Origin of the sequence: Sulfurospirillum sp. hDNRA2 (genome assembly GCF_024206095.2) — a bacterium.
Lineage (GTDB): Bacteria > Campylobacterota > Campylobacteria > Campylobacterales > Sulfurospirillaceae > Sulfurospirillum.
In genome coordinates, this window is sequence record NZ_CP159800.1 from 1,162,520 (window position 1) to 1,187,362 (window position 24,843).

25 protein-coding genes and 1 tRNA gene are annotated in these 24,843 nt (G+C 45.2%); 9 read left to right on the forward strand and 17 right to left on the reverse strand.

The genetic code is table 11. The annotated features are described in order from the left end of the window. The first annotated feature begins 4 nt into the window (after positions 1-4). Genes NL930_RS05895 through NL930_RS05905 form a run of 3 tightly spaced genes read left to right on the forward strand, consistent with a single transcriptional unit; the run spans position 5 to position 1,662 of the window. Positions 5-571 carry a SiaB family protein kinase gene (locus tag NL930_RS05895; RefSeq protein ID WP_254375983.1) on the forward strand — a complete coding sequence of 189 codons (567 nt, stop codon included), beginning with the start codon at positions 5-7 and terminating at the stop codon, positions 569-571. Then, the gene (locus tag NL930_RS05900; RefSeq protein WP_039674935.1) at positions 568-945 is read left to right on the forward strand and encodes a DUF1987 domain-containing protein; all 378 of its coding nucleotides are present in this window, start codon (positions 568-570) and stop codon (positions 943-945) included. The genes NL930_RS05895 and NL930_RS05900 overlap by 4 nt, the downstream gene beginning before the upstream one ends. A 9-nt stretch (positions 946-954) precedes the next feature. Then, complete coding sequence (locus NL930_RS05905; protein ID WP_254375984.1) at positions 955-1,662, forward strand: HD-GYP domain-containing protein; 708 nt, start codon at positions 955-957, stop codon at positions 1,660-1,662. Positions 1,663-1,770: 108 nt separating this feature from the next. Here NL930_RS05905 and NL930_RS05910 read toward each other — a convergent pair whose 3' ends face one another. Together NL930_RS05910 and NL930_RS05915 are read right to left on the reverse strand one after the other, a co-directional pair. Beyond that, a complete protein-coding gene (locus NL930_RS05910) occupies positions 1,771-2,427 on the reverse strand; it encodes a DUF1847 domain-containing protein (protein WP_254375985.1) in 657 nt (218 codons plus the stop codon). Between the two features lie 5 nt (positions 2,428-2,432). Beyond that, positions 2,433-3,047 (reverse strand): hypothetical protein, encoded by a 615-nt coding sequence (locus NL930_RS05915; RefSeq protein WP_254375986.1) that lies wholly within the window; start codon positions 3,045-3,047, stop codon positions 2,433-2,435. Positions 3,048-3,112: 65 nt separating this feature from the next. Between NL930_RS05915 and NL930_RS05920 the strand changes: the two genes are divergently transcribed. After that, a complete protein-coding gene (locus tag NL930_RS05920; RefSeq protein ID WP_039674927.1) occupies positions 3,113-3,718 on the forward strand; it encodes a MarC family protein in 606 nt (201 codons plus the stop codon). Here the strand turns inward: NL930_RS05920 and NL930_RS05925 are convergent. The 4 genes from NL930_RS05925 to NL930_RS05940 are packed head-to-tail and all read right to left on the reverse strand — an operon-like array spanning position 3,715 to position 8,650. Next, a complete protein-coding gene (locus NL930_RS05925; protein ID WP_039674926.1) occupies positions 3,715-4,794 on the reverse strand; it encodes an ABC transporter permease in 1,080 nt (359 codons plus the stop codon). The genes NL930_RS05920 and NL930_RS05925 overlap by 4 nt on opposite strands. Further along, positions 4,791-5,912, reverse strand: coding sequence for an ABC transporter permease (locus NL930_RS05930; RefSeq protein WP_039674924.1), 1,122 nt, complete (start codon positions 5,910-5,912; stop codon positions 4,791-4,793). Before NL930_RS05930 ends, NL930_RS05925 begins: the two co-directional genes overlap by 4 nt. After that, the gene (locus tag NL930_RS05935) at positions 5,909-7,525 is read right to left on the reverse strand and encodes an ATP-binding cassette domain-containing protein (RefSeq protein ID WP_254375987.1); all 1,617 of its coding nucleotides are present in this window, start codon (positions 7,523-7,525) and stop codon (positions 5,909-5,911) included. The genes NL930_RS05930 and NL930_RS05935 overlap by 4 nt, the downstream gene beginning before the upstream one ends. A gap of 9 nt (positions 7,526-7,534) precedes the next feature. Beyond that, positions 7,535-8,650, reverse strand: coding sequence for an HlyD family secretion protein (locus NL930_RS05940; protein ID WP_254375988.1), 1,116 nt, complete (start codon positions 8,648-8,650; stop codon positions 7,535-7,537). A 128-nt stretch (positions 8,651-8,778) separates the two neighbouring features. Here NL930_RS05940 and NL930_RS05945 point away from each other — a divergent pair, with 128 nt between their 5' ends. Both NL930_RS05945 and NL930_RS05950 read left to right on the forward strand, forming a co-directional pair. Beyond that, positions 8,779-10,086 (forward strand): TolC family protein, encoded by a 1,308-nt coding sequence (locus NL930_RS05945; protein ID WP_254375989.1) that lies wholly within the window; start codon positions 8,779-8,781, stop codon positions 10,084-10,086. Positions 10,087-10,176: 90 nt separating this feature from the next. Further along, the gene (locus NL930_RS05950; RefSeq protein ID WP_254375990.1) at positions 10,177-10,773 is read left to right on the forward strand and encodes a DedA family protein; all 597 of its coding nucleotides are present in this window, start codon (positions 10,177-10,179) and stop codon (positions 10,771-10,773) included. Here the strand turns inward: NL930_RS05950 and NL930_RS05955 are convergent. After that, positions 10,745-11,617, reverse strand: a complete 873-nt coding sequence (locus NL930_RS05955; RefSeq protein ID WP_254375991.1) for a VIT1/CCC1 family protein — start codon at positions 11,615-11,617, stop codon at positions 10,745-10,747. The two genes, NL930_RS05950 and NL930_RS05955, sit on opposite strands and share 29 nt — an antisense overlap. Positions 11,618-11,722: 105 nt before the next feature. Here NL930_RS05955 and NL930_RS05960 point away from each other — a divergent pair. Further along, positions 11,723-11,797 (forward strand) — tRNA-Gly (locus NL930_RS05960). 31 nt (positions 11,798-11,828) lie between these two features. Beyond that, complete coding sequence (locus NL930_RS05965; RefSeq protein WP_039674954.1) at positions 11,829-12,128, forward strand: hypothetical protein; 300 nt, start codon at positions 11,829-11,831, stop codon at positions 12,126-12,128. An 82-nt stretch (positions 12,129-12,210) separates the two neighbouring features. On the opposite strand, the gene NL930_RS05970 is transcribed toward NL930_RS05965, so the two are convergent. The 9 genes from NL930_RS05970 to mltG form a co-directional block, all read right to left on the reverse strand. Continuing rightward, positions 12,211-12,768 (reverse strand): 2-oxoacid:acceptor oxidoreductase family protein, encoded by a 558-nt coding sequence (locus NL930_RS05970; protein ID WP_039674907.1) that lies wholly within the window; start codon positions 12,766-12,768, stop codon positions 12,211-12,213. A gap of 10 nt (positions 12,769-12,778) precedes the next feature. Beyond that, positions 12,779-13,612 carry a 2-oxoglutarate ferredoxin oxidoreductase subunit beta gene (locus tag NL930_RS05975; RefSeq protein ID WP_039674905.1) on the reverse strand — a complete coding sequence of 278 codons (834 nt, stop codon included), beginning with the start codon at positions 13,610-13,612 and terminating at the stop codon, positions 12,779-12,781. After that, a complete protein-coding gene (locus tag NL930_RS05980) occupies positions 13,612-14,745 on the reverse strand; it encodes a 2-oxoglutarate synthase subunit alpha (protein WP_254375992.1) in 1,134 nt (377 codons plus the stop codon). Before NL930_RS05980 ends, NL930_RS05975 begins: the two co-directional genes overlap by 1 nt. A 9-nt stretch (positions 14,746-14,754) precedes the next feature. Beyond that, positions 14,755-15,072, reverse strand: coding sequence for a 4Fe-4S dicluster domain-containing protein (locus NL930_RS05985; protein WP_039674901.1), 318 nt, complete (start codon positions 15,070-15,072; stop codon positions 14,755-14,757). 94 nt (positions 15,073-15,166) lie between these two features. Continuing rightward, positions 15,167-16,036, reverse strand: a complete 870-nt coding sequence (gene sucD, locus NL930_RS05990) for a succinate--CoA ligase subunit alpha (RefSeq protein ID WP_039674899.1) — start codon at positions 16,034-16,036, stop codon at positions 15,167-15,169. Beyond that, complete coding sequence (gene sucC / locus NL930_RS05995) at positions 16,033-17,208, reverse strand: ADP-forming succinate--CoA ligase subunit beta (protein WP_039674897.1); 1,176 nt, start codon at positions 17,206-17,208, stop codon at positions 16,033-16,035. The genes sucD and sucC overlap by 4 nt, the downstream gene beginning before the upstream one ends. Positions 17,209-17,338: 130 nt before the next feature. Next, positions 17,339-18,295 carry a malate dehydrogenase gene (gene mdh / locus NL930_RS06000; RefSeq protein WP_039674895.1) on the reverse strand — a complete coding sequence of 319 codons (957 nt, stop codon included), beginning with the start codon at positions 18,293-18,295 and terminating at the stop codon, positions 17,339-17,341. A gap of 39 nt (positions 18,296-18,334) precedes the next feature. Beyond that, on the reverse strand, positions 18,335-20,572 hold the full coding sequence (locus tag NL930_RS06005) for an NADP-dependent isocitrate dehydrogenase (protein WP_254375993.1): 2,238 nt from the start codon (positions 20,570-20,572) through the stop codon (positions 18,335-18,337). 200 nt (positions 20,573-20,772) lie between these two features. After that, positions 20,773-21,714, reverse strand: coding sequence for an endolytic transglycosylase MltG (gene mltG, locus NL930_RS06010; RefSeq protein ID WP_256497176.1), 942 nt, complete (start codon positions 21,712-21,714; stop codon positions 20,773-20,775). Between mltG and NL930_RS06015 the strand changes: the two genes are divergently transcribed. Further along, positions 21,656-24,217, forward strand: a complete 2,562-nt coding sequence (locus tag NL930_RS06015) for an AsmA-like C-terminal domain-containing protein (protein WP_254375995.1) — start codon at positions 21,656-21,658, stop codon at positions 24,215-24,217. The genes mltG and NL930_RS06015 overlap by 59 nt on opposite strands. On the opposite strand, the gene NL930_RS06020 is transcribed toward NL930_RS06015, so the two are convergent. Next, positions 24,210-24,839: an HAD family hydrolase gene (locus NL930_RS06020; protein ID WP_039674889.1), complete on the reverse strand. Its 630-nt coding sequence runs from the start codon at positions 24,837-24,839 to the stop codon at positions 24,210-24,212. The genes NL930_RS06015 and NL930_RS06020 overlap by 8 nt on opposite strands. Positions 24,840-24,843: the final 4 nt, after the last annotated feature.

Here is a 24,843-nt window from a genome sequence, read left to right on the forward strand (position 1 = left end):
TGCGATGATAGACATCAACACCGTTAAAAAATTAATCGAAAAAGACGGCATCGTCTTTTTAGCGTACGGCGGTTTTTTATCGCAAACGCTGATTGCCGGCATGACGGAAGCTTTGGAAAAAGAGGCGAAAGAGAGTGATTTGGGGATGAACGAGTCGACGAATATTTTTACGATTTTTATCGAATTGGCGCAAAATATGATGAACTACTCCAAATCCAAAAACGAACAAGCCTCCTCCCATAAGTCCGAGGGCTTGATTCTTGTAGGCAAACGCCCCAAACAAAAGCACTATTACGTCTTAAGTCAAAATATCATCACACTTGAAGATAAAGAGAGGATATTGCCCAAGCTTTCCGAACTCGTTTTGATGAATAAAGAGACGATTAAACAGCGTTACAGAGAGCTTCGAAAAAGCGGTAGCGAAGCGCATCATAAAGGCGGGGGTATCGGGTTTTACGAAATTGCCAAACGAAGCGATAAACTCTCCTACGAGTTTGAACAAATTAGTGAAAAAAGGTATTATTTCCGCATGAAAGCTATCATTAAAACACAAGGGAAGGCATTGATATGAAGAATTTAAAAGTTGAAGCCACGCAATATACTCCTGAAATTTCGTTGGAGACTTATGGGGAAATTAACATTAAAGGCAAATCTTACCCTGAAAATACGTTTGAGTTTTACATGCCGATTTTGCATTGGCTCCGAACGTATTTTACCGAGCCAAACGCTCCTCATTCGTTGACCGTCAATGTCGAAATTACCTATTTTAATTCCAGTAGCTCCAAACTCTTCTTCGATTTTTTCGATATTTTAGATGCCAATAAAGAAAATTTCAATATCACCGTCAATTGGATTTTTGATCGCGAAAACGATAGTGCCAAAGAGGCGGGCGAAGATTTTATCGAAGATTTTACCGATCTTACGATTCATCTTATGGCAAAATAGAGGCGCAGTATGGAACATGAAGTGATGAAAAACCCTTTGATCGTCGAATTGGAACTCTTACGCGTCAATTTCGATAGAACAACGGAAAAATTGATTAAAGATATTCAACGTCATGAAAAAATTATGACCAAAGCCGATAAGCGTCAAAAGCAAGAATACGACGAGCTCCAGCGTAAATTTGCCGAAGTGGAAGCCTTGCAACAAGAGATTGAAGAGACACAAAAAGAGGTTATTTTTACGATGGGTTCGATCGGCGAAAGCCGTAGCAAAGAGACGGGAAACCATGTGCGTCGCGTTGCCGAATACTCAAAGTTGATTGCCTTGCATTACGGGCTTTGCGAACACGATGCCGAGATGCTCAAACAAGCAAGTCCGATGCACGATATAGGCAAAGTCGCCATTCCGGACGCCATCTTAAATAAACCGGGCAAACTCACGCCCGAAGAGTTTGAAATCATGAAAAAACATACGGAGCTTGGCTATGACATGTTAAAACATTCGCATCGCCCCCTCCTCCAAACGGCGGCAATCGTCGCCTACGAGCACCATGAAAAATTTAACGGACAAGGGTATCCGCGCGGACTTAAAGGAGCCAATATTCATATTTACAGCCGTATTACCGCATTTGCCGATGTATTTGACGCTTTGGGAAACCAACGATGCTACAAACCGGCGTGGAAAGACGAAGCTATCTTTAACTTTTTTCATCAAGAATGAGGGGAACACTTCGATCCCAAAATCGTTGATATTTTTTTCAACCACTTGAGCGAATTTTTACACATCCGAGAGACGTTTAAAGACCCTATCGAATCGCTATAACGTTGCTTAAAGTTCGCGCGGCGTTAGAAGTTTTTTATAATAGGTTTTGGTTAAATGCAAGGCGGCGATCGGGTTGTGACCGAGGACTCTGTCTTTGACGACCAGATACGTGATCGGAGCTTTGGCGTATTTGATAAAAAGAGAGTCGTGTCCGACGCACAATCCCATAATGACGTTTAAATCGGTTTTCGCTTTATTGACGTATTTGGCTTGCAAGACGGGGTTGCACATCGGCTCAAACGTATTCGGTCGGATTTTTTGCGCTTCTTGGAGTCCGATTTCGATCTTATCGCGCGAGCCGACTTTACAGATCGCCATAAAAACGTCAAATCCGTTGATTTTTAAGATTTCGGCGAAAATTTGAGACTCATTGACCAAGCCTACACACGAAGCAATGCCTATTTTGCGTGCTCCGATGCGTCTCGCAAATGCCAGTATCTCTTCCACGCGCGTCAGCGTTCCGTAGTATTTCCCTTCGATTTCCGCCGCGGCTAAAGCGATGGTGCGATCCATACCCTCTTCTTGGTAACATGCCAAAGAGGCGTCTAGCATCGACGTTTCGACGTTGCTCGTCAAGCAAAACTTGGGGTAACGACTCTCGTGTTTATGGCAATTAAGCGTCGCGCATTCGGCGCAACTTAGCTCTTTTTCTTCCGTATGCATGGTGGTTATCCTTTTGACATGTAAAGGTATGTGCCGTAAAGGCTTAGGTAGACGCCGAGCAACTCTTTTAATCCTTGATGTACGTGTACTCGCTCTTCTTTGTGAAAAATGCTCTCTAAAAGTTTGACATGTAAGGTTTCGCCGAAAAGGACTAACCGCTCCGGCGTAAACGAGGGAGACGCTTCTTTTCCTAAGGCAAAAAAGAGCGCTAAAGCACGATTGAGCGCCGTAACATAGGCAAGAAGATTCTCGTAAATGCTTTTCTCGACCGGTTCTAGTTGGGAAAGAAAGCATTCTAAAGAGAGCGCTAAAAAACTTTTCTTTTTCGGAAAATTGGCATGCAAAAGCGTCGTGAAAAGGTTTTGTTTCGCTTCACGTAACGCGGTAGGAATCGTAGCGTCCAACGCATCATCAAAGGCTTTAACGCTCGCTTCGAATCCCAAAGCATCGTGGAGCCCTTGATGCGACATTAACGTACGGATTTGCGTTTGCGTAAATTTCGTAGGAGTGTACAGTTCCAGCGAAGAGAGGGTTTGAAGTAAAAGAGCGTACAACGCTTTTTCGTCTTCGTTCGGACTTTTTGCCAAATATTCGAGTAAGTAAAGGATCTCTTTTTTCATGCTTCCATTCTGCCAAAGCCCGGCTGAAAAAGTGCTATAATGCCAACGCTTTTTAAGGAGGTTTTATGATTCATCTTTCGGCTTTTTTTGCGATTTACGTCAAATTTTTCTTTATTATGACGCCGTTTTTCGTAACGACGATCTTTTTATCGATGACCAAAGGCGTCGACGAAAGCGATAAAAGACGTCTTGCGATTAAAGTAACGTTTGCGATTGCTACGAGTTGTTTGATTATTCTTTTTTTCGGTAAATACATTTTTGAACTTTTCGGTATTACCCTTGATGCTTTTCGTATCGGTGCGGGGGCACTTTTATTTTTAACGGCGGTCGATCTCGTGCAAAAAGACATTAACGCCGAACCGACATGTAAAGCCGATATTTTAAAGCATGCGGTCGTTCCTTTGGCGATTCCCGTTACCGTAGGTCCCGGAACGGTGGGTGCGTTGATGGTTATGGGTGCGGACATCGAGAGCTTTGACGACATGTTACTCGGCTCAAGCGCGCTTTTGTGTGCCATCGGCAGTATCGGCGTTTTGCTCTATCTCTCGGGGCATATTGAACGTTTGATCGGTCGTGCCGGATTGATCGTCTTTAGCAAAGTTACCGGACTCGTTCTCGCCGCTCTTTCGGCACAACTGATTTTCACGGGCATCAAAAACTTTTTGCGTTAAAAAAGGTGCCCGATCTTTCGAAAACCGATCACGTATAAAATACTTCCGACGCTAAAAACGCCCAAAAAGTAAGGGTACAATTCCAAAACGGGCGTTCCTCGAAAGAAAATACTCTCTGTTCCCTCGATGAAATAGCGAAGCGGAGACAATAAAGAGAGCGTTTGCAACCACGGATGCATCGCATAAATAGGCGTCCACGCTCCGCTTAAAAAGATAAGCGGAAGCATAATGACAACGGAGAGTTGTGCGACTTGCATCACGTCTTTGGCGACCGCCGCGACAAAAAGCCCGATGCCCGCTCCCGTAAACGCATAGAAAAACGCTAACACTAAAAAAGCGATAAAAGAGCCGTGAATGGGCGTGTCAAAGGCTCCGAAAATGACAAATCCGACCGAAATCACGATGCCGATCATCACGATAATGACTTGGGAAAACGATTTGGCGAGAATAATGCTTTTTGCGTCGACGGGCATTAAGAGCATAATATCCCACGTACCGTCTTCTTTCTCTTTCACAAAGACGACCGCCGTTAAGATGACCGAGAGCATTGTCGTAATCGACAAAAGCTCCGTTAATGCCATAAACGTTGCGTTATCGGCGTTTTCGTTGAAAAGTTTGTGCGTGACGAGCTCGACGCTAAAAGCGGTATCGGAAAAATTAAGCACGATGTTGCTCAAGTAACTCAGCGTCGTATACGCTTGAGACGCGGCGGTTGCGTCTAAAAGAACATTGAGCGTCGCGTGTTTGTTTTTACGAAACGTCCGCTCAAAATCTTCGTCGAAAATCAATCCTAAAATGATCTCTTTATCAAATACGGCTTGTGAAAGTGCTGATTGGGAACTAAACGCCACGGGAGGCAAAAATTCGGGTTCGTGGAAATAGTGTAAGAGCTTTTGGCTCAATCCGCCGCCGCTTTCGTCGACATAGCCGATCGCCACGTTGCGAGGTTTCAGTTCTATGCCGCTTCCTGCGATATAAACTTCCATCGTAAAAGCGTACAAAACGACGAGTACCAGCTGCCACGAACGAATGAAACGCACGAGTTCGCGTGCGACGACCGTCCAAAAGACCCTCATCGAAGCTCCTTTTTCAGTATCAAGCTTCCTAGCCCCATTAAGAAAAGCCCGTAAAAGGCCAAAATAAAGAGGTAAAGTTGCGTTTTTGCCGAAGCCAAGCCTTCGCCGACCAAAAAGACGTCGTATAAAATGTGGTTGTAATACATTACGGGAAAAATATGTGCTTCATAGCGCGAAAAACCGACCATCGAAGAGATCGGCATCAAAATACCCGAATATAAAAATCCCGGAATAATCGTCACGATCACCGTCAAAACAACCGCAACGATTTGCGTTCGCGTCACGATAGAGATGAGCATACCGATGGAAAGACTAATGACCAAATAAAGCTCCGAAGCGACCCAATAAAGCCAAAAACTCCCTCGAAACGGTACGTCGAACCAATACGTCGCCCATAAAAAGAGAATAAAGATATTGATCGAGTGGAGGAAAAAAACGGGAATTAGCTTGGCGGCGATAAACTCCGCTTTGGAGAGAGCGGAAGCGTAGAAGTTAAAGATCGTGCCTTTTTCTTTCTCTTTGACGATGAGCAATGCCGCTAAAATCGCCGGAGCGATCAATAAAACCAAACCGATCAATCCCGGGACGATCGCATCTTCGTCACGCATCGCTTGATTGAAAAGCGTTCGTTGGTTAATGGCTATCGTATGTGCATCGCGATCGAGCATACGCTCTTGGATAGCGGACGCCGCATTGAGAACGACGCCTTTGACGTAACTTTCGATCGTCGAGCCTCGCATCGGAAATGCCGTGTCGACGAAGACGCCGATTTGGATTTTTTGTCCGTGAAGCAGACGTTTTTCGAACGATTCGGGGATGATAATAACCACGTCGCTTTGCGCTCGGTGGATGGCATCAAGTGCTTCGCTCTCCAAACGAAGCTCTTTTTGAACCGTAAAATATTTTGAGTGCGCAAATTTTTCGATCAATAAGCGTGAATAATGGCTTTGGTCGTAATCGATAATCAAAGTACGTGCTCCCGTCACTTCCATGCGAATCCCGTAACCGAAAAGCACCAGCACCATCGTGGGCATCAAATAGACCATAATAATCAATCGGCTTCGTACAATTTCGCTCAGTTCTTTGAGAACATAAGCCTTAACGACGGAGAGTTTCATCGAAAATACTCCAAAAATATCTCTTCAAAAGTATGCGCTTGAGGATGCTTGGCGTAAAAGCCTTCTATCGTATCGTCGGCGATTTTCGCTCCTTGGCGCATTAAAACGACGCGGTCGCAAAATTCCGCTTCGCTCATATAGTGCGTCGTAATCAAAATAGCGATTTTCCATTTTTCTTTCAAACACTTCAAAAGTTCCCAAAACTGCGCCCTAGCAATGGCATCGACACCCGAAGTCGGTTCGTCCAAAAACAAGATCACCGGTTCGTGTAAGAGTGCTGAAGCTAAGGAAAAACGCTGATTGATTCCCAAAGGAAGCTCCGGAGGCAAGGCGTTGAGATAGTTTTCAAAACCGAGCTCTTGCGCATAACGTTTGATGCGCTCTTTGGCCGTTTCACTCGGCAAACCGCGCATCGAAGCAAAATAGAGCAAATTTTCCTGTACGCTCATATCGTTATACAAGGCAAAATGTTGACTTACGTAGCCGATGGAAGCTTTAAGTGCTTGTCGATCTTGGGGTGTTTGAATCGTTTTGCCTAAAAGTCGCAATTCGCCTCCGTCAATCGGATAGAGTCCCAAAAGCATCTTAATAAACGTCGTTTTTCCGGCACCGTTGGCTCCGAGCAGTCCTAAAATCTCGCCTTTTTTTAGGGTAATATCAACGTTATCGTTGGCGACGAAAGTTCCGAAACGTTTGGTTAAGCCTTTGGCGTCCATTAAAACGTCGCCGTCAAAATCGCTTTTTTCTTTGTCGCTTAAAACGATCGGCGGCATCGTCTTGTCGTTTTTTAAGGCGTTAACGAAAAAAAGTGCCTCAAGCGTAGGCGTTTGCGTCGACTTGGATGCGAGCGGGGTAAGCGTGTAAAGGGTTTGTAAGGTTTTGATGCACGGTTCAACACAGGGGGTACCTGGGTCGTAACATAAAGATTCTACCGTTTGTAAAAGGGCTTCGGAAGTACCTTGCGCAATGATTTTTTGTTCGTCGAAAAGTAAGATTTTATCCATCTTCGCCGCTTCTTGCATGTACGCGGTACTGATCAAGCAAATCGTGCCTTCACTTCGGCGTATCTCCTCAAGGATTTCCCATAATTCGATCCGGCTCAAAGGATCCACACCCGTCGTCGGCTCGTCCAAGAGCAACAGTTTCGGGCGATGTAAGAGCGTGCAGATTAAAGAGAGTTTTTGCATCATTCCGCCGCTGAGTTTCCCCGCTTGGCGATCTTGAAATTTTTCCAACCCCGCCATTTGAAGCAAGCGTGTTTTATAGGTATCAAAAGCCTCATTTTGAACGAGATCGTGAATATCGGCAAAAAAACGTAGGTGCTCGTCCACGGTTAACATGTCGTACAAGACAAGCCCGATACCTTGGGGCATCAAGCCGATACGCGCTTTAAGCGGTTCGGCCTCTTTGCACGAACGGTAGGTATGGTTGTCGAAAACGATTTCTCCCTTGCATGCAATGACGCCGGCGATTGCGTGAATCAAGGAGCTTTTCCCCGCGCCGTCCGCACCGATAAAACCGACAATTTCCCCCTCGTTCGCTTCAAAATTCGCATGCGCAATGCCCAAACGATTTTTATGAAAAACGCTTACGTCACGAACAACAAGTCGCATAAGGGCTCTTTATTCGGGAACGTTTTTGAGGTGAACCGGAAGCCCTTGCGCGTCCATGGAAACGACGCCGACCGCGGGCAATCCCATTTTAAGCGTCGGCTGAGGCTCTTTGGGCTTGACATGTAAAGCAAAAACGCGTTGAATTCGATCGCTCGGTACGCTGACTTCTTTGGGCGTAAACTCCGCGCGTTGCTCGATGCGAACGACGTTTGAGGCTATCGGTTTATCCGGAGTCGCATCCAAAAAAATGACCGCTTCATCTCCTACATGTAGCTTTCCGTTTTCTTTGGTATCGACAAAAATCTTCAAGTACAACGAGCGAGGGTCCAACAAGGTCGCCACCACGCTTCCCGCACCCACGACTTCGCCGACGTTGGCGATTTTTTCGACCACGACGCCGTCAATAGAAGAGCGTAACGTCATTTCGTTCAAGACGGCGTCGATTTGACGTTTGGAAGCCCTCAGCGCATCGATACTTTGGCGCATCGCCTGAAGCGTTTGTTGTTGGGCATTCGCTTTCGTATGCTCACTTGTCGCGACTTGAATCGCCAAAGACGTTTGCGCACGTTTTTGGTACAACGCGTCTAAGGTATTGTGAGCCGTTTTGTATTTTAAATCGGCAGTTTCGATTTGACGCTTTTCGATGAGGTTTTGTGCATAAAGGTTTTGAACCCGTTCCAAATCGCGTTTGTCTTGTTCAAGCGAGCGTATTTGCGATGCAATGCTTTTTTCAAGCTCTTCGTGCTGGTGTTTACGAATTTGAATCGTATCGTTTGCCTGACGCAATGTTTCGCTTATCGTCGTTTCCGCAACTTTCAGTTCCGTCTCTTTGGCATTGATTTGTGCTTCGATTTGATTTTTTTGCGCTTCGTACTCATCGCTTTTCAAAACGGCGATAACGTCGCCTCGATGCACGGCTTGTCCCTCTTCGATGTCGATACGTTCGATTCTTCCGGCATACTTGGCATTAAGATTGATTAAATCGCCGTCCATACGCCCCGATCCGAAGACGAGGTTGGGGGCGAGTGTTTGCGTGCGAAGTTTCATGAAAATGAATCCCGAAGCCCCGAGGAGCAAAAGAACGATCAAAACGCCTAAACGATACTGTTTGATTTTTTCCAACATAAGCACTCCTTCTTTCGACACACGTTTAATTATATAACGAAAAGGGTATAACTTTGCCTAATTAAGAGCAAATTAATCCAAGCAGGACTACCATTTTATCGATTCGTCCCTCGTTTAAAGGAGTAATAATGCGATGGTTGTTTCTCTCGACAATGCTACCGGCATGGCTCTTTGCACAGACGTACGGCGAATTGCTGAGCCTTTTGGAGTCTAGCTACCGTTACCAAAGCGCGCAAGCACTTGAAAATGCTTCCGAAGCCTTGTATCAAGCCGCCAAAGGAAAAAATTTACCCTCGCTCGATGCGACCTTAAGTGCGATCGAATGGAACGATACGCCGACGATGACGCTCAATATGCCGCCTCTGTTTTCGGGCATTACCGCACCGGTAGGTACGCGCAGACACCTTGAGGGCGCACTGGTGTTAACGTACCCTCTTTTTAGCGGATTTGCGATCTCCGCAACGATCGACAAAGCCAAATTGGAAAGCGAACAAGCCTCTTTAAAACGTTTCAATCTTAAACGCAACCTTGCCTTACAAACCACGGCTCTTTACAGTGCCGTTATTGCCGAAACCAAAGCGATCGTAGCGTTGAAAAGTTCCGAAAACGCCATCGAAAAAGCCTATTTAAAAGCCAAAGGTTATTATGAGAACGGACTATTAGCCCAAAGCGAACTTTTTGCGATAGAGGCGAAAAAATACGATATTCACGCGCAACTTATTGATCGCCAAAACCTACGCGAACAGTACCTCAATCAACTGGGAACACTGTTAAATACGAAAATCGTCACGTTACACGACGAAACGTCGCTTGAGATGCACGCTCCGAGCGAAAATGAAGCATTAACGTTTGCGCTGGAAGAGCGCGAAGATATGAAAGCGATGCAAAAATCCGTCGACGTCGCGCATAAAAGCATCGAGCTTGCCCAAAGCAAATACTATCCAAACGTCGCTCTTGTCGGTGCGATTAAACATCAAGGCGATTCGTTGGCATTAAACGGCGACGGGTATACGAATGCCGATAAAAGCTATGCGGGAATGAGTATTTCGTGGAATCTTTTTAACGGTATGAGCGACCGCCAAACGCTTGAAGCGGCACGTGCGACGCAAATGTCCGCTTCTTTTGAGCTCGCAGCGTATAAAAGCGAGATTCAAACAGAAATTCAAAACGGTTTTTTGGAGTTTCATACGCTTGAAGCCAAACTGCAAAGTGCCAAAGAAGAGCTTCGTGCAAGCGATACCTACACCGCCCTTTCGCAAGGACGTTTCGACAACCAACTCATCAGCGCGGACGAACTCTCCCGTGCGATCGCCTCACGTGCCGCCGTCGAAGCCAAAGTCGCTTCGTTGGAGAGTCAACTTTTTAACCAAAAGGCTCGCTTATGGCTTTTGTGCGGTTGGAGTGTTTTTGAAACAAAAGTGCTTCCGCATTTATAACCAACACGACATACCGCAACGCATGCTTGGTGCAAAGCATCTTTTAGATGAAAAAGAGTAAGATGCACGAAACATTTTAAGAAAAAGATCATGGAAGCGGAACTACTCGATTTAATGCGCCAATACGGCTATATCATTCTCTTTTTTTGGAGTATATTGGAAGGCGAAAGCGGTCTGGTGATGGCGGGACTTTTTGTGCATACCGGCGATATGGCGTTGGTTTGGGCGATTACAACGGCGGGATTGGGTGCGTTTGTCGGCGATCAAATCTACTTTTATTTAGGGCGATTTAAAAAAGAGTACGTCATTCGCAAATTCGGTTCTCAAAAGCGCAAATTTGCCCTTGCGAAGCTTTTACTACGCGAATACGGCGGATTTATCATCTTTATTCAACGCTATCTCTACGGTCTTCGTACGATTTTACCGCTTTGTATCGGGCTAATGGGGTATTCGCCGCGTTATTTTGCGATTTTAAACGGGATCTCCGCATTTTGCTGGAGCGCGATTATTATTGTGCCCGTCTGGTACTTCGGCGATACGATTTTATCGCTTATCGCTTACGCTAAAACACATTGGTACTTTTTCGTTCCCGTTGTCATCCTCGGTATCGGATTTTTCATAGGTTTTATTCGTCGACGCTCCGCCCGAAGCAAAGTCCTTAAATCTCGATCCCGAAGTAATGTTTGACGACGTAGCCGATACCAAAAGAGATTAAGGCGACGCCGAACGTAATGTACGACATTTCGCGTACGCGTTTCCAAAATGCCAACTCTTTGGCGACGCTAATGTAAAAGTTATATGCAAAAATTGCCGCAAGTGCCGCACAAAACATCCAAAATATCGACATGTAAATTGCATCGAACAGAAAAAACGGCAACACGAGCAATGCCGTCGTGATAATATACGAAATGCCCGTATACAGCGAATACGTCATCGCACTAACGTCTTCGTTTGGCGTCTCTTTCGACTCCAAATACGCCGATCCCGCCATCGAGAGTGAAGCGGCAATACCCATGATAAGGCCGGTCACGCCTACGACGCTACTTTTTTCAAAGGCAAGGGCAAGACCGCTCAGCGTACCCGTGAGTTCGACGAGGGCATCGTTCATTCCCAACACGATTGCACCGGCATAGAGCAGTTTTTTGTCGTGAAGCATATCGATCAATTCGATTTCATGATGCATCTCTTGTTCGTAAATATCGTTAGCCTTAGGGTCGATTTCGATGAGCTCTTTGTAAAATTGTTTAGCACCCTCTTCGCGGTTTTCCAGAAATTTAAGCGTAAACGAAACACCGAGAATTTTGGAAAGTAAAAGGTAAAAAAGCACGACAAACGAGCGCGGTCGTAACTCTTTTTGCGTAAAAGAGCGAAGATAGGCATAATGCCCCTGCTCTTCTTTGGCGATTTTACGAAAAATATCTCGGTTGGCTTCGTGTTTTTCCGATCGTGCGAGTATACTGTAGATCGTATAATCGTCTATTTCGTTTTGTTGTTGTCTGAGTGCTTTTTGGGTATCGACGCTTTGTTTCATGATCTTTCTCCTGATGCGACATTATACTCAAGTCCGAATAAGAGAATGCGTATGATTTTTTTGACATGTAAGGAAAAGGTTATGCTATAATGTCACCTCTAAAACGCGGGTGTAACTCATCGGTAGAGTGTTAGCTTCCCAAGCTGAAAGTAGCGGGTTCGATTCCCGTCACCCGCTCCACGACGTCTCAAAACCTTCCAAAGGTATTTTCGTGAAAGAAAAACTTCAAAAGATCGCCCGCCATCCCGTAACCAAAAAAGTCCTATCGGACATGAAACCCGAAAAATCTTTTTGGGGAATATTCGGTGTGTTTCTCTTTTTTATCGCTCCCGAAATTATCGCCTATTTTTGGGCATCGGATATTGTTCATTTTGCCCAAAACGGTTTAATGACGCATCCTTCCCTTATAGAGCGTTACACGGACGAACTGTTGATTAAACTTTTTGAAGACGGTGTCAGTTATCTCAATCTTTGCGTCGGTATCGCTTTGTTTGTTTGGTTGTTTTTGTAAGCGCAGACCTTAACATGTAAGCATGAAAACGCCTACAAAAAGCAGAGAGCTCTTTAGAAAATTTTCTAAAGAGCTTAAGAGTTTAAAGGTTTTTTAATGCCTCGTCGGCGTATTTGATACCGAGTTCATACGCTTTTTTATTTTCGGGATGCACTTTTTCGGGTACTTTGGAAAGCATGACTTCGCGGACGAGATCGTGAGGAAGCACCTTCGTCATTTCAACGGTAATCGCCAAGGCAACGACGGACTGCGTAATGACGTTTCCGACCTCTTCTTTGGCTATCGTAATCAACGGTATTTCGATGATTTTCCATTTTTGACGATCTTCTTCGCTCGTTTTAACAAGGTTGGGTTCGACGACAATGAGCCCGCCCTCTTTAACGCCGTTTTTAAATTGATTGAAACTAACTTGCGCCGTAGCAATCATGAATTCGATTTCGCCTTCGTTGGCATACGGAAATAAAATTTCACTCTCATCCAACAAAATATCGACCTTCGTAGGCCCTCCGCGCACTTGAGAGGTATACGTCGACGCTTTAACGCCGTATCCGCCCTCTTTGATCTTCGCGACCGCCAAAATCTCTCCCGCTAAAATAACGCCTTGACCGCCGACGCCCACAAAACGTAATTGTCTTCTCATTCAAGGCTCCTTATAGCGCTACGGTTGTTTTATTTTGAGCGGCGTAAATGACTTTATCGTACGCTTCGCAATATTCGAGTTTGCCCTCTTCTTGCTTTAAAATGCCCGTCGGAAATTTACCTGCACGCTCTTCTTCGCTGAGAAGATCAAACTTGTTTTTACCGACGATGCGGCTTTCGATCCATGCAAGATTTAAGACGGCCTCGCCCATTTTGTTTTTTCGCCCCAAGTTAATATGGCAATTGGAAAAGACGTCGAAGAACGAATACCCTTTGTGCGAAAAGCCGGCGACGAACATTTTTTCCAATTTTTGAGGATCGAGTACGGATTCTCGGGCAACAAAAGTTGCTCCGGCGGCATCTGCTAGTTTTGCCGCATCAAAACTCGGATCGACGTTACCGTAGTTTGCCGTCGACGTCCACATACCCTGCGGTGTCGTCGGGCTTGTTTGCGAGTTGGTTAAACCGTAAATAAAGTTATTGATCAAAATATGGTTCAAATCGATATTTCTTCGGCAGCCGTGAATCGTATGGTTACCGCCGATGGCCAAACCGTCGCCGTCGCCCGTAACGACGATAACGTGTTTTTCGGGATTGGCAAGTTTAATGCCTGTTGCGTACGCGATAGCACGACCGTGCGTCGTATGCACGGTATTGCAGTCGACATACGAACTAAAACGTCCGCTACAGCCGATTCCGGAGACGACGCACACATCGTCCATATTCCAACCCATTTTATCGATAGCGCGAATGACGGATTTTAAAATAACACCGTCGCCGCAACCCCAACACCAAAGTGTGGGCATTTTATCTACCCGTAAATATTTATCGTAATTAAACGCCATTAGAACATCTCCTTCACTTTTGCAACCATCTCCAAAGGCGCGATCGGACGACCGTTTGCTTTGTGCAGGGTCGCAAAGTCGTTTCGCTTCATAACGCGCTCGATTTCTTCGAGGTATTGTCCCATATTGAGCTCGGTTACCATGATTTTTGAAAAACGCTTACCGATTTCTTGCAATTTTGCTACCGGACTCGGCCAGAGCGTAATTGGTCTAAAAAGTCCCGCTTTGATGCCATCGTTTCGAAGTTTCATCACCGCTTCTTTTGCACCGCGGCTGATACTACCGTAAGCGATAATACAGACTTCGGCGTCTTCGAGCATAAACTCTTCGTATCGTACCAAATTGTCGGCTTTGGTTTTGATTTTATTGGTTAAACGTTCGATATTGTATTCACACATTTCGCCGTCTTCGGTCGGGAACCCTTTGTCTCCGTGGTGCAATCCCGTAACGTGGTAACGGTAACCTTTAAAAAAAGGATTGAGTACGGCAGGTTCGGCGGGTGCGGCGGCATAGGGTTTATATTCCGCAGGATCGCCCGTAAATTCGGCGCGTTTGATCACGCTTTTTTCGACGTCCTCCAAATCGGGAAGAATCGCTTTACCGTGCATATGACCTAAGGTTTCGTCCAAAAGCACAAAGACGGGCGTCATATACTTTTCGGCGATGTTAAACGCGCGTATCGTTTCGGTATAGGCCTCTTCCAAACTTCCCGGACATAAAGCAATCGATGCGTAATCGCCGTGTGTAGGATACTTTGCTTGCCCGATGTCGGCTTGCGAAACGCGTGTCGGAAGACCCGTTGAAGGGCCGCCGCGCATAACGTTGACGATGACCAAAGGGATCTCTGCGATAAAACTATAACCGATTTGCTCCGCTTTGAGGGAGATTCCAGGTCCCGAAGATGCCGTCATCGCTTTCGTTCCGCTCATGGAAGCGCCTAACGCGACGCAAATACCGCCGATTTCATCTTCCATTTGGATAAATTTACCCCCGACTCGGGGTAAAAGTTTGCTCAAATCTTCCGCAATTTCGCTTGAAGGCGTAATAGGATAGCCTCCGAAAAATTTACATCCGCATTCAACCGCCGCTTTTGCTACCAGTGCATTTCCGCTTGAAATTACTTCTCTTGCCATCTTGCTTCCTTATGCACCAAGTTTTCTAAATTTATTTTTTTTGACCGCTTCGGCGCGCTCTTTTGCGGTTTCCGAAAGCTTCGCAAATTTAAATTCGCTTTTATCGGCGACGTAAATCGCAAAATCGGGACAATGTAATTCGCAATCCCTACATCCGATACAGGCTTCGGGTTCTACGACTTCTATCATTGAACCTAAGGTCGAATTGGGTGCTTGTACCATCGCTAAAACACCGGCCGGACACAAACTAACACAAATATCGCATGCTTTACACCTTGAGACGTTGACCCATACGGGCGTATTGCTCGGTGCAGTGATTAAACCCATCCTATCGTTCTCCTTTACTTAACATAATGCTTGTTTCAAAAAAAAGAGGAGACGGTTGCGATAAGACGACCGTACCTCATGGACGAAAATTTTATCATTTCAACACTTCGGCTATCTTTTTGCCTATTTCCGCCGGAGATTTCACGACATGTACGCCTGCTTTCTCCAATGCTTCCATCTTTTCGGCCGCCGTTCCGGAGCTTCCGCTCACGATCGCGCCGGCATGTCCCATACGTTTTCCTTTAGGTGCGCTTTGTCCGGCGATAAAAGCGACGACGGGTTTGGAAATATGCTCTTGGATAAAAGCCGCGGCTTGAATTTCAAGATCTCCGCCGATTTCGCCGATTAAGACGATCGCTTTTGTTTCGGGATCGGACTCAAACATTGCCAATAACTGTTTGTATGAAAGTCCGATAATCGGATCGCCGCCGATGCCGACCGCCGTCGTAATACCGTACCCTTCGTTACAGACTTGATTGGCTCCTTCATAGGTTAACGTTCCGGATTTACTGATCAACCCGACGCAGCCTTTTTTAAAAATGGCTCCGGGCATAATGCCGATTTTGCACTCTTGCGCAGTAATAATTCCGGGACAGTTAGGCCCGATCGTCTTCATGCCTTTTTTGACGGCATATGCCTTAACGCGTTGCATATCGCGAACCGGAGAACCTTCGGTGATGATCACGGCTAGTTCGATACCCGCGTCGGCGGCTTCCATGACGGCATCGGCGACAAAGGCAGGCGGTACGAATACCATGCTGACCGTTGCACCAGTAGCGCGAACGGCTTCGGAGACGGTATTGAAAACGGGTTTGCCTAAATGCTCGCTTCCCCCTTTTCCCGGAGTGACGCCTCCGACGATTTTCGTACCGTAGGAAAGGCATTGTTCCGCATGAAAACTGCCCTCTTTCCCGGTAAAACCTTGTACGATAACTTTCGTGTTTTTATCGATTAAAATACTCATGCGATCTCTCCTTTAGCGGCGGCAACGGCTTTCATCGCGCCTTCTAGAAGATCCGTCGCACTGATAATATTAGGTATATGGGCATTTTTAAGAATTTCGGCGGCCTCTTTAGCATTGGTGCCGTCCAAACGGACAATCACGGGAACGTGGACGTCAATGAGTTTCGTCGCTTCCAAAATACCGTTTGCAATACGGTCGCAACGTACGATACCGCCGAAAATATTGACGAAAATCGATTTGACGTTGGGGTCTTTGAGAATAATTTCAAATCCCTTAGCTACGGTTGAGGCATTGGCTCCGCCGCCGACGTCCAAAAAGTTTGCGGGGAATCCGCCGACGTAATGAATCGTATCCATCGTTCCCATCGCAAGCCCGGCACCGTTAACCATACACCCGACGTTACCGTCTAGCTTTACGTAGCTTAATCCAAATTCGGATGCTTCGCGTTCAATAGGATTTTCTTCGCTTAAATCGCGCATCACTTCGATTTCCGGATGGCGAAACAGCGCATTGTCGTCAAAACTCATTTTTCCGTCCAACGCAACGAATGTACCGCTTTTGGTTTTGACCAGAGGATTGATTTCGATGAGTTCGGCATCGTTTTCCATGTAGACTTTATACAGTGATGCGGCAAAGGCACTAAAAGAGGCTATGGCTTCTTTCTCCAACCCGAGTCCATAAGCAAGCTCGCGTCCGTGAAACGGCTGGAATCCGATAAACGGATCGACGGCAACTTTGATAATTTTTTCGGGAGATTCGGCGGCGACTTTTTCAATTTCCATACCGCCTTCACGCGATGCCATAATCACGGGCATTTCACGAGCGCGATCAAGAACGATTCCAAGATAAAGTTCATCGGCGATATCCACACCTTCTTCGATGTACACTTTATGAACCACTTTACCCGCAGGTCCCGTTTGGTGCGTTACGAGCGTCATTCCCAAAATTTCGTTTGCGAGCGTTTTGACCTCTTCAAGACTGCGTGCCAATTTAACGCCACCGCCCAACCCTCGACCGCCCGCATGGATTTGCGCTTTGACGACCCATAGCGTGCCGCCTAATTTTTGTGCGTTAGCAACCGCCTCGTCTGTCGTACAGGCAACATGTCCGTTTGGAGTAGGAACATTGTATCGTTTAAAAATCTCTTTCGCTTGATACTCGTGAATATTCATAAAACCTCCATTTTGCTTTCATTTTTTCGTTTCTTGGGTATGACTCTAATGTGAATCTAACACCTTAGTCAATTAAAATATCAACTATATCTTTTTTTTGCTACAGATTTAAGTTTAGCTTATCCGTAGACTAAAGGGTTTTTGTGAAAAAATTACTCTTATGGAGCGTTTGAATCAAGCTATCGACGGAAGCAACGCTTTTGGCGAATTGACTTTTTTCATCGGCGTTTAACGGCAATTCGAGAACTTTTTCCATACCGTTGGCACCGAGTACGACGGGCACGCCGTTCACCGTATCGTTGTATCCGTATTCTCCCTCCAATAAAACGGCACACGGAAAAATGGCACGCGAATCGTTTAAAATCGCTTCGATCATTTTAACCGTAGAGTTTGCGGGAGCGTAATATGCGGACGTTCCCATATATTCGACGATTTCTGCGCCGCCGTAACGTGTTTGCGTAATAATTTCGTCAATCTCTTCTGCCGTTAAAAGATCGGTTAGCGCAACACCGTTGACCGAAGAGTAACGCGGAAGAGGAACCATATCGTCTCCGTGTCCTCCCATGACGCTGGCGGTAACTTGTCCGTAACCGAATCCGAGTTTTTGGGAGATAAACGTTTCCATTCGGGAACTGTCCAAAATACCTGCCATACCGAGAACTTGATTGCGCGGGTATTCGCCGACTTTGAGTGCCGTATAGACCATGGCATCCAAAGGATTTGAAACCATGATAACGACGGCTTGAGGTGCGTATTCGCGTACTTTTTCGATAATTTCACGCGTAATAGCGGCGTTAATCATCAAAAGATCGTCTCGACTCATACCCGGTTTTCGTGGACTTCCCGCCGTAACGACGACGATATTGCTACCGACGATGGCGTCGTATTCGGCAGAACTGTAGATTTGCGTGTAACTGCCTTCCGGACTGGTTGCTTGTAAAATATCGATCGCTTTACCTTGCGCCATATCGTTGTCGCGGTCGATCATCACGATTTCACGACAATATTTTCGCATCGCAAGCCAATAGCAAACGGTAGCACCGACATTTCCCGTGCCGATAATGGAAACTTTTTTACTGTGTGACAAACGCTATCCTTCTAAAGTGTTGTAAATAATGAAAACGTCTTACGCATTAAGCGTTTCAAGTGCGCGATTCAACGTGGCACTCGGACGCATAGCGGCATTGGTTTTGTCAAAATCGGGTAAATAATAGCCTCCCATATCCACGGCTTTTCCTTGAACCGCATTGAGCTCGTGAACGATGAGTTCTTCATTTTGAGCAAGCGTTTGTGCCAAAGGTTGAAATGTTTTTGAAAGCGACATGTCAATCGTTTGTGCCGCCAATGCTTCTGCCCAATATAAGGTCAAATAAAAATGGCTTCCGCGATTGTCTAGCTCGCCTACTTTGGAAGAAGGCGATTTGTTGTTATCTAAAAATTTTCCGGTTGCCGCATCGAGCGTTTGTGCTAAAAGAGCCGCTTTGGGATTGTCGGTAACATGGCTTAAATGTTCCAAAGATGCCGTGAGTGCCATAAATTCGCCTAAAGAGTCCCAACGCAAGTGGTTTTCTTCGACAAATTGCTGCACGTGCTTAGGAGCCGATCCTCCCGCACCCGTTTCAAACAAACCGCCGCCGTTCATCAACGGAACGATGGAAAGCATCTTAGCCGAAGTGCCCACCTCTAAAATCGGAAATAAATCGGTTAAATAATCGCGCAACACGTTCCCCGTTACCGCAATCGTGTCTAGACCTTTAACGATACGCTCCAAAGAGGTACGGATGGCTTGCTCGGGCGACATAATGTGAATATCGAGTCCGGTTAAATCGTACTCTTTAAGGTACTTTTCGACTTTTTGAATCATTAAAGCATCATGAGCGCGCTCTGAGTCAAGCCAAAAAATTGCCGGTGTTTGGCTTAATCGCGCACGGTTGATCGCCAGTTTGACCCAATCGCGAATCGGAGCGTCTTTGGCTTGACAACCGCGGTAAATATCGCCTTTTTCGACCGAATGTTCGAGGTAGATTTGACCGCTTACGTTATCTACGACACGCACGATGCCTTCGTTTTGACACACAAAGGTTTTATCGTGAGAGCCGTATTCTTCGGCTTTTTGTGCCATTAAGCCCACATTGGGAACCGATCCCATCGTTCGCGGATCAAGCGCACCGTTTTGTTTACAAAACGCGATCGTCTCTTCATAAATGCGTGCGTAGCAACGATCGGGAATTAAAGCTTTGGTTTCATGGAGCTTTCCGTCTTTGCCCCACATTTTGCCCGATTCTCGGATGCATGCGGGCATCGAAGCGTCGATAATGACGTCGCTGGGAACGTGAAGATTCGTAATACCTTTGTCGGAGTTCACCATCGCAATTTCAGGTCGTTTGTCATAGCACGCTTGAATATCGGCTTCGATAGCGGCTTTTTGCGCTTCGGGTAAAGAGGCTAATTTGACGTACAAATCGCCCAAGCCGTTGTTAGGATTAACGCCCAGTTCGTCAAAAAGAGCGGCATGTTTTTCAAAAACGTCTTTAAAAAACGTACGCAAAGCGTACCCGAACATAACAGGATCGCTGATTTTCATCATCGTCGCTTTTAAATGTAAAGAGAGTAGAAGATTGTTTGCTTTGGCATCGTTCATTTGCGCTTCGTAAAAAGCGGAGAGTTTTTTGGCACTCATAAACGTAGCGTCGAAAATCTCGTCTTTTTGCAGAGGCAAACTCTCTTTTAAGACGCTAACGCTTCCGTCTAATGCGACCAATTCGATGCGTACGGTCGTCGCTTCTTGCATCATCACGGATTTTTCGTTACCGTAAAAATCTCCTTCATGCATATAAGCCACTTCGGCGCGAGACTCCTTGGTCCATTCACCCATACGATGCGGATGTTTGCGTGCATACTCTTTGACGCATAAAGGAGCGCGTCTATCGGAGTTTCCCTCGCGTAATACGGGATTGACCGCACTGCCTAAGACTTTAGCGTAGCGCGCTTTGATCTCTTTTTCGTTTTCGTCGGTCGGATTTTCGGGGTAAGAAGGAATCTTAAAACCTTTGTCTTGAAGCTCTTTAATCGCACTGAGCAGTTGCGGAAGCGATGCGCTGATATTGGGTAACTTAATAATATTGGCTTCGGGTTTGGCGGCAAGTTCTCCTAAATAGCTCAAATCGTCGTTTCGCTTTTGCGTTTCGTCCAGTCCTTCCGGAAAATTTGCCAAGATACGTCCCGCAAGCGAAATATCTCTGGTTTCGACGTCGATATTTGCCGTTTTGGCAAAGGCTTTCACGATCGGAAGGAGTGAATACGTCGCTAATGCCGGTGCTTCATCCACAATCGTATAAATCATTTTGCTTTGAGTGTGAGCCATTTAGGTACCCCTTTAAAACTAATTTTCGCTAATGCTATCACGTTATTAATTAAATTTATATCACTAGAGTTTTACAAAAACTCTAAATACGTCTTAAAAGCAAAGCTTTCAAGACTACGCTAACGCTGAGTTCTCCTCGGCGGAGTGCCCACACAACCCTTGGTGCTTTTATTTTTTGCAAAATGCGTTTTGCAAAAACTCTACTCTTTTTTTATATTTTCCAAATGCGTCTCATAATTTTGGGAAAAGGTATGCGTTCCGTTTTTATTTTTGACAAAATAGAGATAATTCGTCTGTTTTGGAAAAATAGCGGCAAAAATCGCTTCTTTGCTGACGCTACAAATCGGCTGAGGCGGCAAACCTTTGTACATGTAAGTATTGTAAGGCGACGTATCTTCTCGAATACGTTGCGGCGTGATTTTCGTATGCGAGAATTGTCCGTAGTTGAGCGATCCGTCCATTTGGAGCTTCATATCTTTTTTCAATCGATTGTAGATGACGGACGAGACGAAAGGCATCTCTTCGTTGTTGGCGGCTTCTTTTTGGATGATCGACGCGATGATAATAAATTTGAGCCATTTTTGCTCGTTAAATTCGCCGAAGATTTTCTCAAAAACGTCTTTATGGTAACGTTTGGCATGTGCAAACAAAAAGTGGATCAACTGTGCTTCTTTGATACCGACAGGAATGTAATAGGTCTCCGGAACGATAAAACCGTCCGCATAAGGCGTGGCTTTGGCATATTCTTGTTGTAACGTTTCGTACGAGAGGTTAAACTCCAATGCCAATTGCGCCAATAAGAACTCTTTCGTTTCCCCCGGAATGTACGTAATAATTTTCAAAGGGGCTTTGGAATGGCTGAGTTTATACAGAAAATCACCGCGCGTTAAAACGCTCTCTTGGATACTGACCCAACCGGCTTGCGGCTTGCCGATCAGATACAAAAGGTATTTATCGACGCGTGCGTGCAAATCAAAGTTTTTATCAACCATATATGTTATAATTTGCCCAATCGAGCCCTGCGGGACAAATGCTACCGACGTAGAACTCATAGGTCTTGATAAGTGAAACAAAAGTGCATATATGATTATTAACGCGACGTCGCATACCATTAAAAAAATTTGGATTCTTTTTTTATTCATCGTTCTCTTTTTCGTTGCTTTTATCGCCACGCTGATGCATGGTCTTTTCCTTGAGAGTTTACGTCTACCGAACGTAAAAATCGATCAATTATATATGAAACTAGATAAAAAATTGATTGTGAACATTCAAACGTTGACGATCGATAAATCAACGTCGGCGGATACCTCTTTGGAAGAGAGTGCGTTGATTCTTGAAAATTTTCCGTACCTCAATCAGTTTTTTAGCCATATCGATATTCAGACGATTGTTTACGACAACGAAACGTTTTCGCTTTTATACGATAAGGCCCTTTTCAGTTTGGAGAGCAAGCATTTAAACGTTAAAGCGCGTATGGAAGCGTTGGATAAACATCGCTTAACGATTTTTTTGGAAGAGGCTTTTTTAAAAGATTTCGCCTTACATGTCAACGGTATCTTTTTTGCCGATCTTTCCCGTTCCGAGTCAACGTTTGAGGGACATTTCGAGACTTTCGGCATTCAAGGCGAAGCTAAGATCGGACTTGAAAAAGACCTGCTTTCGTATCAACTTCAAAGCGAACCTTTTACGCATCGATCGCTAAGCAATTTGATGAATTTTTTGGTCACGCAAGTCGAACTCGAACCGATCGTGAAAGCATGGATTCATGAAAATATCGTTGCTAAAGAGTATCGTTTGACGCATTTAGAGGGGAAATTCGATTTAAAAACGCAAGAGTATTTTCCTTTAGAAATGAAAGGCGAAGCGATCGTTAGCGATACCAATATTACGTTTGCCTCACATGTTACGCCGGCACATGCTGATGAAATAGGCATTCGACTTGATAAAGACACCTTGTTTTTTGCGCTTCGCAATCCGATTTACGAAGCCAAATCGCTTTCAAAAGCCGATATTCATATCTACAATTTGCTCACGAAAGGCACGGGAATCGTCGTTGATCTAGCGACCAAAGCACGCTTAGACGCTTCTATACATAAAATTTTACATACTTTCAAAATCGACGTACCTTTGGTACAAACATCGGGAACGACCGAGGCGTCGATCAAGCTGGATATTCGTTTTTTACCGTACGATCTCAATGCAACGGGACTCTTTAAACTTTCCCCTAGTACGTTTGAGCTCAGCGGACTTCCTATGTCGACGCGTTCGGGTAGCGTTGAACTCGATAATTTTAACGTAAAACTCAATCAAACCAACCTTCGGTATAAAAATCTTTTCGATATCGATACGACGGGACGCTTGGATACGAAAACGGGCGTATACGACGGAAAAGTCGATATTCATTCACTTTTGATAGATTTTAATGGAAATACCCTTCTTAATGCGAAAGAGATACGCGACCTAAACGGTTCGTTTCGCATCGACGACAATGCAACGACCTTAAGTTTACCTTCGCTTCAAACCGTGATGCGTTTCGGTAAAGCGACCAACCTTTTTGAAATGAGCGATCTTTCGCTCATACGTCCGCTTTCGCCTTTGATGCAAGAACACAATCTTTCGCAAGGAAACTTGAAACTTCAAACCGACGATTTTCAAAAATTTCGTGCCGATATTCTTTTGGACAACGTCGATTCCGTCTTAATCGAGAACAACCAAACACGCAGTCGCTTCGATATCGCATTTTCAACCGACGGCAAAGTCATCGATGCCTATACGAAAGATCGCAAACTCTCCGTTCACTACGACAAAGAGCTCGCGATACGCTTAAAAGATATCAACCTTTCCGTTCCCGAGGGCAATTCGACGTCGCAAATGCCGATAAAAACGACGATTTCGGGAGAAAATGCTTCGTTTCTCGATCAAAACCGAAGCGCGTTTCTTCTAAGCGATAGGTACACGCTCATTCTCTTTCTCGATCAAACCCAATTACGCTCGTCTTTAGGAAAATCGCTTTTCAATTACGATAAAAAACGCGATCGCTTAACGATCAACGCGACTGCGATGGATGATAATATGACCAATCGGCTTTTCAAAAAAAACTATTTTAAAGAAGGCAATTTTTCGCTCGATATTGAAGGCAAAGACGATAAACACATGCAAGGCACGTTTATCATGCACAAAACTTTGATTAAAGATTTAAAATTTTTCAATAACCTGATGGCAACGATTAATGCCGTCCCTTCTCTGCTCGTTTTTAACGATCCGAGCTTTAATAAAGAGGGGTATTTCGTCGAAAACGGATACATCGAATTTTCGCAAGAAGGCGAGAAGATGCTCATAAAAGAGCTGCAATTACGAGGAAACAACACCGATATTACCGGAGAAGGAACGGTTGATTTTACGGCCGGTACGCTTGATCTAAACCTTCAAATCAAAACCTTAAAAACGTTTAGCTCCGCCTTGGATAAAATACCGATCGTCGGCGGCATTATTTTAGGCGAAGACGGTAAGATTGCCACCAGAGTCAACGTAAAAGGCTCGATAGACGACCCGAAAGTAGAAACGCATCTTCTCATGGACACGATTAAAAGTCCGGTTAACGTGATTAAACGAACGCTCGAATTGCCTTTGGAACTTTTTAAATAAACGTCTTTAACAAGCGTAAAAGTTCCGGCACGTTTCGGGCGCGAAGCGAAGCTTCTTGGGCGGTTCCGTAGCCCCACTCCGCGAAAATAAAGTCGATTCCGGCATTTTTAGCGGCACCTTCGTCTTTTACGCTGTCGCCGATTAAAAGCGTATCGTTCGGTTTTGCGTCGACTTCACGCATTAAATACTGCACCATTAAAGGACTCGGTTTAGGCTCCAAGACGTTATTACCGCCGACGATTGCGCTAAAATATTCGGCTACATGTAAGGCTTCTAGCATACGGCGCGCAAAAAAATCGCTTGCGTTGGTTGCAATGCACAAATGCGCTTTAGCGTTTAGTTCATGCAACATCTCTTTGACGCCCGGATAAAGAACGCTGGTAATCGAGCTTTGCATATAATGTTCTTTAAACAATGCACGATGGTTTGGATCGTATTCGTCGGTACCGTAAAAAATCATCGGAAGATGTTGATCGGGCTGGTTAATATGATACTCTAACTCTTTTTTCCCGATAGGCGCAAGTCCGATGCTATCTCTTACAAAATTGACGCTTTGCGTCATAGCGGCACTCGAATCGATCAACGTACCGTCCATATCAAAAATAATGCATTTTTCTTTCATGTGA